The organism is Pseudomonas sp. TE12508, from assembly GCF_056279485.1.
In genome coordinates this window covers 15,819-25,807 of record NZ_JBWCCN010000029.1, presented here as the reverse complement: position 1 = coordinate 25,807, position 9,989 = coordinate 15,819, and the positions used below count along the sequence as shown (strand labels likewise).

The following is a 9,989-nucleotide window of genomic DNA, read 5'->3' as shown; positions in this document are numbered from 1 at the left end:
TGTTGGACAGCATAAAAACCATACGAAATTGTTCGGAAAAGGATGTTTCTAATGAAGCGACTATTCTGCTTGGCCGCGATTGCGACCGCATTGATGGGGCACAGTTTTACCGCGCAGGCAGCAGGGGTGGAGTTCGGGGTCGGCCAGACCAGCGATTCGACCATGACTTACCGACTGGGCATGCAATTCGACTGGGACAAGAGTTGGCTGCAGAGTGATATCGGTCGCTTGACCGGTTATTGGAGCGGCGCTTACACCTACTGGGAGGGCGATGAAACGTCGAGCAATCACAGTGTGTCGTTCTCGCCGGTACTGGTGTATGAGTTTGCCGGTGAGACCATCAAACCCTACGTTGAAGCGGGTATCGGTATCGCGGTGTTTGCCAACACTGAAGTCGAAGACAACAAACTTGGCGGGGCCTTTCAGTTCGAAGATCGTTTCGGGTTTGGTCTGCGCTTTACCGGCGGACATGAAGTCGGGATTCGCGCCACGCACTATTCCAATGCCGGGATCAGCAGCCCGAACGATGGCGTAGAGAGTTACTCGCTGCATTACACGATGCCGTTGTAAGCATTACTGCACTTTTAATGTGGGAGCGGGCTTGCTCGCGAATGCGATTTAACATTCAACATTGATGTTGACTGACAATCCGCTTTCGCGAGCAAGCCCGCTCCCACATTGGATCTTCATGGCCTGCTGTATTCGCTCACCGATACGCCGTCGCAATCCCCTGGCGTTCGGTGATGCATTCCGGTGCGCCCATTTCGAATTCCCGGCAAATCAGCGGACGTTTTTCGTAGATGGTGCACATCATGCTGTCGCGATCCAGCGCGGCGCACCAGCCATCATCCAGTCGCAGCATGACTTCCCCGCCCCAATCATCGGTATCGATAAAACGCTCGGGCACGCCGGTGTCGGTGATCAACATGACTTCAAGCTGGCAGCAGCAGGCCGCGCAGGTCGAGCAGGTGACCGCCGGTTCGGCGATTTGCGTATGGGGAATAGTTTTCATGGCGCGCAGTGTAAGCCAGTGGGACCGCGCTGTGTGAAAGGCCTGACAGACGCTCGGGCTTCACGGCAGATCTTCGATTGGCGGATTGCTTCGCTCCAGGCGTTTGCCGATTTCCAGTCCCTTCTGGCCGGGATTTTGCGGTAGGGGCCAAAGGACAGGCATGAGCAGTTCCGGTAAAGGGAGCTCCAGTGGCCGATGCTTGAGCAGGTCGAAGAGGTACCGCGCAGCTTTGTCCGCCGACCAATCGAGGTGTTGTGAGACCTCGTTGCTCAGGGGGATATCGATAAGTCCTGGGCTGACTACGGTCATTTCGATGTTTTCCGGCGCCACGTCCATGCGCAAGGATTCGAAAAGGTGACGCAATCCGGGCTTTGAATCGCTATAGGCTTCGGCGCGTGGCAGAGGCAGGTAGGTCACCGAGCTGGCCAGGGCCACCAGATGCGGCGCAGTGCCCGCTCGCAGCAGGGGGCGGGCGGCTTCGATGCAATAGCTGCTGGCAAGCAGGTTGGTGCGCACGATGTGCTCGATGACTGATGAGTCGAATTGATTGGTGTCGACGTATTCGCAGGTGCCCGCGTTGAGAATCATGGTGTCCAGAGAGCCCCATTCATTGGCAATCTGCTCGCCGATTTCGCGCACCCGTTGGCTGTTGGTCAAATCACCGGCAACCACCAACACTTGCCCGGGATAACGCTGAGATAAGGCTTTCAATGGCGCCAATGAGCGGGAGCTGACGGCCAGGTGGGCACCGCTTTTCAGTATTTCTTCGGCCAACGCGGCACCAATACCGTTGCTGGCGCCGGTCAACCAGTATCGCCTTGGAGGTGTACGACTCATCTCAATCTCCTTTATCTTCCTGATTCAATCCCATGTTCATACGTAAAACTGCGCTATCAAGGTGATTCCGGTGGCGATAAACCCTGTCGCGACGGCAGGTTCTTGAACGCGGCCAAGGCCCGTTCGCGGGAAGTGCTCAGGTTGACAATCGGCGATGGATAATCCGTCACACCGAATAATCCGTCGAGTCTCGCGGGATTGTGCAGGTCTTTTTTATTCATTTCGTTGATCTGCGGCAACCAATGTTTGATGAAAACCCCTTCGGTGTCGAATTTTTCCGACTGGCTCAGGGGGTTGAAAATGCGAAAGTAGGGTGCCGAATCGGTGCCGGTGGACGAACTCCACTGCCAGCCACCGTTGTTCGCCGCCAGATCGCCGTCAATCAGATGCCGCATGAAGAAACGCTCGCCTTCACGCCAGTCGATCAGCAGGTTTTTGGTCAGGAACATTGCCACGACCATGCGCAAACGGTTGTGCATCCAGCCGGTTTCCAGCAATTGGCGCATGGCGGCATCGATGATCGGCAAGCCGGTACGGCCTTGTTGCCAGGCCTTGAGGTCTTTCGGGGCGTCACGCCAGGCGAGGGCTTCGGTTTCCGGGCGAAAGGCGCGGTGCCGGGAAACCCGTGGGTAGCCCACCAGAATGTGTTTGTAGAATTCTCGCCACAGCAACTCGTTGATCCAGGTGACGGCACCGACCTTGCCGCTTTCGAATTCCCCCTGGTTGCTTTGCAACGCGGCGTGCAGACACTGGCGAGGGGAGATGACCCCGGCGGTGAGATAGGCCGAGAGCTGGCTGGTGCCGGGTTTTGCCGGGAAATCACGCTCGCTGTGGTAATAGTCGATCTGTGTGTCGATAAAAGTCTCGAGGCGGCGTCGGGCTTCAGTTTCGCCGGCCGGCCAGAGAGCACGCAAACTGTCGCTGGGCGTGTCGAAGCCCTCGACACGAGAGGGCGGTTCGTCAATGGCGATACCCAGCGGCGCCTGGATGGCGGGGGCGGTAACCAATCTCGGCAATGATGCATGCAAGCGTTCGTAGCAGACCTTGCGGAACTGGCTGAAGACCTGGAAATAGGTGCCGGTTCTGGTCAGCACGGTGCCAGGCTTGAACAGCAGTTGATCGAGGTAGCGGTAAAAGTCGATGCCTTGGGCTTTCAGGATTTGGGCCACCGCGGCATCACGACGGGTTTCATGAATGCCGTACTCTTCGTTGACGTGCACTGCGCCGATCTTCAATTGCTGGCACAACTCGAGCAAGACCTTCGGTGCATCATCCCAACGGGACGCCTTGCGAATCAGCAGCGGGATGTTCAGGGCGCCCAGCGCATGACGTAATTCGCTCAGGTTGCGCAGCCAGAAATCCACTTTGCACGGCGCGTCGTCATGCGCCAGCCATTGCTGCGGACTCAGCAAATACACCGCCACACTCGGGCCGCGGGCTGCAGCGGCCGAGAGGGCGGTGTTGTCGTGTAGACGCAAGTCGCTGCGCAGCCAGATCAATTGCATGGTGGTATCCGCACGATCATTGAAATACGCCATTAAATGAGCCCGCGCTGAATCAGGCCCTGATGAGCCGATAATGGGTCTTCGGCCAGGGACAAGTCAGCAATGGCGGCGGTTCTTGCGGATAACTCGGTGTGGTGGATGCACACCGTTGCCCCGGCAATCATTTTTGGGCAGCTGACGCCATTCAAAAGTTTCGTCAGCTGTGAAAGATTCATGGCTTTGCTGGAATACAGCAGTACGCCGCGGGCTTGCAGGTGATCGACCGCCAGCGCAAGTTCGCCAGCGGGGAGCGGCCAGTCGAAGACTTCTACCGGACAATCGACGCTGCTGATCAGCCAGGCGGTGAGCCACAGATAAGGCTCCAGTGGCAGGTCCGAGTAATTGATCAGCAACAGCGGCGCGGTGCGCAACTGACGGTTGTTATGGTAGATCCTCGCGCCGAATTTGCTGCGCAACCAGGAAAAAACAAACACCCGCTCCATCTGAGCGCCGAACTGGCCTTGCCAGCGTTGCTCCAGTTCCGCCAGCAACGGCATCAGCAATAGTTCACACAAGGTGCGTGGCGGATACAGCGCCATCGCTTGATTTACCGTGTCATCGAGGGTGCGTTCGGCCAGCTGAGTGACCGCTTGCAGCAATGACTGGCGCAGCACCAGCCAATCGTTCCCGATGGGGTCGGTAAGCTCCTGTGGCGTGTCGAGCAATTGTTTGACCTGGCTGACAGCCACGCCGCGATTGAGCCAGGTAAGGATCGTCAGGATCCGTTGCACGTGTTCGGCACAGAACAGCCGGTGCCCCTTGGGCGTACGCTGGGGCACAATCAGCCCATAGCGCCGTTCCCAGGCGCGCAAGGTGACAGCATTGACTCCGGTCTGCCGGGACACTTCACGAATGGGCAGCCAACCAGCGTCCAAGGCCTTCTTGAAGTCAGTGCCGAGGTCTTCGCTGGCGCTGGAATCCGGTGGATTTTTCATTAAATCGCGTTTCGCAGGCTGAGGTTTTCCGGGTGCGGTTGCAGGTAAACCTGTTGCGCAATGTACGGATCCGGGTATTGGCGAAAGTAGTGTTTGAGCAACATCAATGGCACCACCAGCGGCACGATGCCCCTGCGGTACTGGCCGATGACGTGCTGCACTTCCTGTTTATCTTCAGTGCTGATGGCCTGCTTGAGATAACCGCTGAGGTGCTGCAGCACGTTGGTGTGGGTGCGGCGTGTGGCGCACTTTTTCAGGGCCGCCATCAGCTCGCTGAAATAGCGTGGGCCGAGCACTTGCGGATCGGTTTGCCCCATGTTGCCCAACAAGTTGCCCAGGGTTTTGTATTGCACCGGGTTGTGGGCCATCAGCAGGTATTTGTAGCGCGAGTGAAAGTCAATGAGGCCGCGCCGGGTCAGGCCTGTTTGAAGCAATTGCTGCCAGGCGCGGTAGGCGAACACGCGGGTGAGGAAGTTTTCCCGCAGCACCGGGTCGTTGAGGCGGCCGTCTTCTTCCACCGGTAAATCAGGATGCAATGCACAGAAGGCTTGGGCGTAGATACCACGGCTACCGCCGTCCACTGGCGCGCCGTTGGCGTGGTAGACCTTGACCCGTTCCAGCCCGCACGAAGGGGATTTCTGCATGAAGATATAGCCGCAGATGTCATCCAGCTCCAGCGCCATTTTTTGACCGTGCTCGGCCAGAGGTCGGGTGACGTTGATCTCAGGGTGGACGGTGCCGACAGCCTCCGGGTGCTCGGGGTTGCCGACCAGGCGGATCGGCTCGCGAGGGATACCCAGGCCAATGGCGACTTCCGGGCACACCGGGACGAAATCGAAATAGTCAGAGAGGATGCGGCTGCACAGAGGTGACGCCTTGTGCCCACCGTTGTAACGCACCTCGGCCCCCATCAGGCAAGCGCTGATGGCGATTTTGGGTTTCATGGCTGTAGGGGGCATCGGGGCGCCTCGAATCCAGACCTGTACAGATTATTAGATCTGTACAACATGACTTCATCATAGATTCAAAGGTGTACAAGTCAAAGTTTTTGTATAGGTTTTTTGCGGTGCTGCTGCCCATGTCGACAGCAGCGATTCAATTCACTGCAGGTGTTCATGCAGCCGGCGGGCTGCTTCCTGACCACTGAGCCAGGCACCTTCGACACGCCCAGACAGGCACCAGTCGCCGCACACATACAGGCCCAGATCAGCATCAGCCAGGGCACCCCATTCATGGCTGCTGGCCGGCCGGGCGTACAGCCAGCGGTGAGCGAGGCTGAAGGTCGGAGCAGGCATGGCATCGTGCAGCAGTTCGGCGAAAGCACCGTGCAATTGCTCGATCACGGCTTCCTTGGGCAGGTCGATATGCTGCCGGCTCCAGGCACTGGTGGCATGCAGCACCCAAGTATCGAGGGTGGTGTCACGTCCTGGTTTGCTGCGGTTGCGCGCCAGCCAGTCCAGCGGACTGTCCTGCACGAAGCAACCTTCGATGGCGGTTTCCAGTGGCGTGTCGAACGCCAGTGCGACGGCCCAGGTGGGTTCCATTTTTACCCCGGCGGCGGCTCCGGCGAGTTTCGGTGCGGCCGCCAGCAGCGCGGTTGCCTGAGGGGCTGGCGTGGCGATCACAACATGACTGAACGGGCCATGGGTGAAGCCCTCGGCGTCTTGCAGATGCCAATGTTCTTCACCGCGATAGACCTCGGTGATGCGGCAAGCGAAATGCACTTCCAGATCACCGAGCAGGCCGCGCGTGATCGCGCTCATGCGTGGTGTGCCGACCCAGCGTGTCTGTTCATCCGGCGAAGGTCTGAGCTGGCCGCCGTGAAAGGTATAGAGCTGCGGCGTCCATACGGCGACCCAGCCGTTGGCTTGCCAGCGCTGGACTTCGGTGACGAAGCGACGGTCGCGGGCAGTGAAATATTGCGCGCCCATGTCCAGAGCACCCGCATCGCTGCGCTTGCTCGACATGCGTCCGCCACTGCCGCGGCTTTTATCGAAAAGTTGAACGACATGCCCGGCCTCCGTCAGGGCCTGGGCGGCTGAGAGTCCGGCGATGCCGGTGCCGATGATTGCGATAGGTACAGTCATAGGGGCCTCGTTTACCTTTCTGTACAGACTACGCCGTGGTTCAAACCTGTACAATATTGTTTTTTGGTATAACTTTTAGCGTCCTCGTTCTGACAGCTTGGCCTATTGTTAAGCACAGAGCCTGCCCAATACCAAAGATCCCTGCTTATAAAAATAGACTAGTGATCAGGGTAAAACGCCACGCGAGGAAGATGTCATGCACATATTGCTGACCGGCGGTACTGGTTTGATAGGACGTCAACTCTGCCGACACTGGTTGAGCCAGGGACATCGCCTGACGGTCTGGAGTCGCACGCCTGCAAAAGTCGCCAAAGTCTGTGGCACTCAGGTACGTGGAATCGCACGGCTTGAGGACTTGGGTCAAGAACCGGTGGATGCAATTATCAATCTCGCGGGCGCACCGATTGCCGATCGGCTCTGGACGCACAAACGCAAGGCGTTGTTGTGGAGCAGCCGGATCACTCTGACCGAAACCCTGCTGACCTGGCTCGAAAGCCGCGAGCAGAAACCGCAGGTATTGATTTCTGGCTCCGCGATCGGTTGGTACGGCGACGGCGGTGAGCGGGAGTTGACTGAAGAATCTCCACCGGTCATTGATGATTTCGCCAGCCAGTTGTGCGTCGCCTGGGAGGAAACCGCGCAACGCGCCGAAGCCTTGGGCATTCGCGTGATCCTCATTCGTACCGGGTTGGTGCTGTCCGCCGAGGGCGGCTTTTTGTCGCGGCTGTTGTTGCCGTTCAAACTGGGGCTGGGCGGGCCTCTGGGCAGTGGTCGGCAGTGGATGTCGTGGATTCATATCAAGGATCAAATCGCCCTGATTGATTTTCTTCTGCACCGCAATGAGGCCAGCGGTCCATATAATGCCTGCGCGCCCAAGCCGGTACGCAATCGCGAATTCGCCCAAACGTTGGGTAGCGTGTTGCATCGTCCGGCGTTCATGCCGATGCCAACCCTCGTGTTGAAGGTGGGCCTGGGCGAGTTGTCATTGTTGCTGCTGGGTGGCCAGAAGGCCATGCCGGCTCGCTTGCTGGAAGCGGGCTTCACTTTCCAGTTCACTGATTTGCGCGCGGCGTTGGACGATGTGTCCAGCCGCCTTGAGAAATAGGACGTTGCATGACCGATCACGCGTTGCTTCTGGTCAACCTGGGTTCACCCGCTTCCACCTCGGTGGCGGATGTGCGCAGCTACCTCAATCAATTTCTGATGGACCCGTATGTGATCGACCTGCCGTGGCCGGTGCGGCGTTTGCTGGTGTCGTTGATTCTGATCAAGCGCCCGGAGCAATCGGCTCACGCTTATGCGTCGATCTGGTGGGCGGACGGCTCGCCACTGGTGGTGCTCAGCCGTCGTCTGCAACGGGCCATGACCGCGCAGTGGACTCACGGGCCTGTAGAGCTGGCGATGCGCTACGGCGAGCCATCCATTGAGTCGATGCTGGTTCGTATGGCGGCACAGGGGCACAAAAAAATCACCCTGGCGCCGCTCTATCCGCAATTCGCCGACAGCACCGTGACCACGGTGATCGAAGAAGCCAAGCGAGTGGTGCGGGAGAAGAAACTCGACGTGCAGTTCTCGATTCTCCAGCCGTTCTACGATCAGCCGGAATACCTCGAGGCCCTGGTGGCCAGCGCTACGCCATATTTGCAGCAGGATTACGATCATCTGCTGCTGAGCTTTCATGGTTTGCCGGAACGGCACCTGACCAAGATCGACCCCACCGGTCATCATTGCTTTAAAAGCGATAATTGCTGTCAGAAGGCTTCGCCGGAAGTATTAGCCACCTGCTACCGCGCCCAATGCCTGCGCACCGCTTCCGAGTTTGCCCGGCGCCTGGACCTGCCGGACGACAAGTGGTCGGTGTCGTTCCAGTCGCGTCTGGGGCGAGCCAAGTGGATCGAACCCTACACCGAAGCGCGCCTCGATGAGTTGGCCAAAAGTGGTGCGAAGAAAGTTCTGGTGATGTGCCCGGCGTTCGTTGCCGATTGCATCGAAACACTGGAAGAGATCGGTGATCGCGGGAAGGAGCAGTTCCGCGAAGCGGGAGGGGAGGAGTTGGTGCTGGTGCCGTGTCTCAATGATGATCCGCAGTGGGTGCGGGCGTTGAACGCATTGTGTGAACGGGCACCGTTGGTACTGTAAGAAAACCCTCTGAGGTGAAGGCGGGCTTGTTGTGGCGAGGGAGCTTGCTCCCGCTGGGTCGCGAAGCGGCCCCAAAATTCTCGTAGTCGATGAAGATTTTGTGAGTGCTGCGCACTCAAGCGGGAGCAAGCTCCCTCGCCACAGGGGATTGAGTCGCCTGTTACAACAACGGCTCTTCCACCTTCTTGTGCTTCCAGCTGTCATGGCCCGGCAGCAACAGGTTCAGCGCAATCGCCACCACCGCGCACAGCGCGATACCTTTGAGGCCGAAATCGTCCGGGCCGGTACCGGTGCCGACCAGTACGCCGCCAATCCCGAACACCAGCGTCACCGAAACAATCACCAGATTGCGTGCTTCGCCCAGGTCGATTTTGTGGCGAATCATGGTGTTCATCCCCACCGCAGCAATCGAACCGAACAACAGGCAGAGAATCCCGCCCATCACCGGCACCGGGATGCTTTGCAGCAGGGCGCCGAACTTGCCGATGAACGCCAGGCTGATCGCAAAGATTGCCGCCCAGGTCATGATTTTCGGGTTGTAGTTTTTGGTCAGCATCACCGCGCCCGTCACTTCGGCATAGGTGGTGTTGGGCGGGCCGCCGAACAGACCGGCCGCGGTGGTGGCAATGCCATCGCCGAGCAATGTGCGGTGCAGGCCGGGCTTCTTCAAATAATCGCGCCCCGTCACGCTACCCACGGCAATCACGCCGCCGATGTGCTCAATGGCCGGGGCCAGGGCTACCGGAACGATGAACAGAATCGCCTGCCAGTTGAATTCCGGCGCCGTGAACTGTGGAATCGCAAACCACGGTGCAGCAGCAATCTTCGCGGTGTCGACCACGCCGAAATAGAACGCCATGGCAAAACCCACCAATACGCCGGAGATGATCGGCACCAGGCGGAAAATGCCTTTGCCGAACACCGCGACGATCAGGGTGGTCAGCAGCGCCGGCATCGAGATCAACATCGCTGTCTGGTAAGGAATCAGTTCAGTGCCATCGCCAGCCTTGCCCATCGCCATGTTGGCGGCGATCGGCGCCATGGCCAGGCCGATGGAGATGATTACCGGGCCAATCACCACCGGTGGCAGCAAACGGTCTATGAACCCGGTGCCTTTGATCTTCACGGCAAGGCCGAGGAAGGTGTAGACGAAACCGGCCGCCATCACCCCGCCCATGGTCGCCGCCAGGCCAAACTGGCCCTTGGCGAGAATGATCGGCGTGATGAAGGCAAAGCTCGATGCCAGGAACACCGGCACCTGACGCCCGGTGACGATCTGGAACAGAATCGTCCCCAGGCCTGCGGTGAACAGCGCCACGTTCGGGTCGAGGCCGGTGATCAACGGCATCAACACCAGCGCGCCAAAGGCCACGAACAGCATCTGTGCACCCGACAGCACCGTGCGCCAGAGCGGATCGTTGAACTCTTGCTGCAT

10 protein-coding genes are annotated in these 9,989 nt (G+C 58.8%); 3 read left to right on the top strand and 7 right to left on the bottom strand.

Annotated features, from left to right (window positions below):
• Positions 1 to 51 precede the first annotated feature (51 nt).
• A complete protein-coding gene (locus ACZ9IM_RS29110; protein ID WP_427627119.1) occupies positions 52 to 570 on the top strand; it encodes an acyloxyacyl hydrolase in 519 nt (172 codons plus the stop codon).
• 136 nt (positions 571 to 706) lie between these two features.
• Here ACZ9IM_RS29110 and ACZ9IM_RS29105 read toward each other — a convergent pair whose 3' ends face one another.
• The 6 genes from ACZ9IM_RS29105 to ACZ9IM_RS29080 form a co-directional block, all read right to left on the bottom strand.
• The gene (locus tag ACZ9IM_RS29105) at positions 707 to 1,012 is read right to left on the bottom strand and encodes a YkgJ family cysteine cluster protein (protein ID WP_063342543.1); all 306 of its coding nucleotides are present in this window, start codon (positions 1,010 to 1,012) and stop codon (positions 707 to 709) included.
• A 60-nt stretch (positions 1,013 to 1,072) separates the two neighbouring features.
• Complete coding sequence (locus ACZ9IM_RS29100) at positions 1,073 to 1,849, bottom strand: SDR family NAD(P)-dependent oxidoreductase (protein WP_476225735.1); 777 nt, start codon at positions 1,847 to 1,849, stop codon at positions 1,073 to 1,075.
• A gap of 56 nt (positions 1,850 to 1,905) precedes the next feature.
• Positions 1,906 to 3,354, bottom strand: a complete 1,449-nt coding sequence (phrB, locus tag ACZ9IM_RS29095; protein WP_476225734.1) for a deoxyribodipyrimidine photo-lyase — start codon at positions 3,352 to 3,354, stop codon at positions 1,906 to 1,908.
• A 32-nt stretch (positions 3,355 to 3,386) separates the two neighbouring features.
• Complete coding sequence (locus ACZ9IM_RS29090) at positions 3,387 to 4,328, bottom strand: MerR family transcriptional regulator (RefSeq protein ID WP_427627125.1); 942 nt, start codon at positions 4,326 to 4,328, stop codon at positions 3,387 to 3,389.
• Positions 4,328 to 5,287 (bottom strand): YbgA family protein, encoded by a 960-nt coding sequence (locus tag ACZ9IM_RS29085; protein ID WP_476225733.1) that lies wholly within the window; start codon positions 5,285 to 5,287, stop codon positions 4,328 to 4,330. Before ACZ9IM_RS29085 ends, ACZ9IM_RS29090 begins: the two co-directional genes overlap by 1 nt.
• Positions 5,288 to 5,428: 141 nt before the next feature.
• Positions 5,429 to 6,415, bottom strand: coding sequence for an NAD(P)/FAD-dependent oxidoreductase (locus tag ACZ9IM_RS29080; RefSeq protein WP_007905831.1), 987 nt, complete (start codon positions 6,413 to 6,415; stop codon positions 5,429 to 5,431).
• A 196-nt stretch (positions 6,416 to 6,611) separates the two neighbouring features.
• Here ACZ9IM_RS29080 and ACZ9IM_RS29075 point away from each other — a divergent pair, with 196 nt between their 5' ends.
• Positions 6,612 to 7,520: a TIGR01777 family oxidoreductase gene (locus tag ACZ9IM_RS29075; RefSeq protein WP_476225732.1), complete on the top strand. Its 909-nt coding sequence runs from the start codon at positions 6,612 to 6,614 to the stop codon at positions 7,518 to 7,520.
• Between the two features lie 8 nt (positions 7,521 to 7,528).
• Positions 7,529 to 8,554, top strand: a complete 1,026-nt coding sequence (gene hemH / locus ACZ9IM_RS29070) for a ferrochelatase (RefSeq protein WP_476225731.1) — start codon at positions 7,529 to 7,531, stop codon at positions 8,552 to 8,554.
• Positions 8,555 to 8,714: 160 nt separating this feature from the next.
• Here the strand turns inward: hemH and ACZ9IM_RS29065 are convergent, their stop codons facing one another.
• Positions 8,715 to 9,989 (bottom strand): uracil-xanthine permease family protein, encoded by a 1,275-nt coding sequence (locus ACZ9IM_RS29065; protein ID WP_427627133.1) that lies wholly within the window; start codon positions 9,987 to 9,989, stop codon positions 8,715 to 8,717.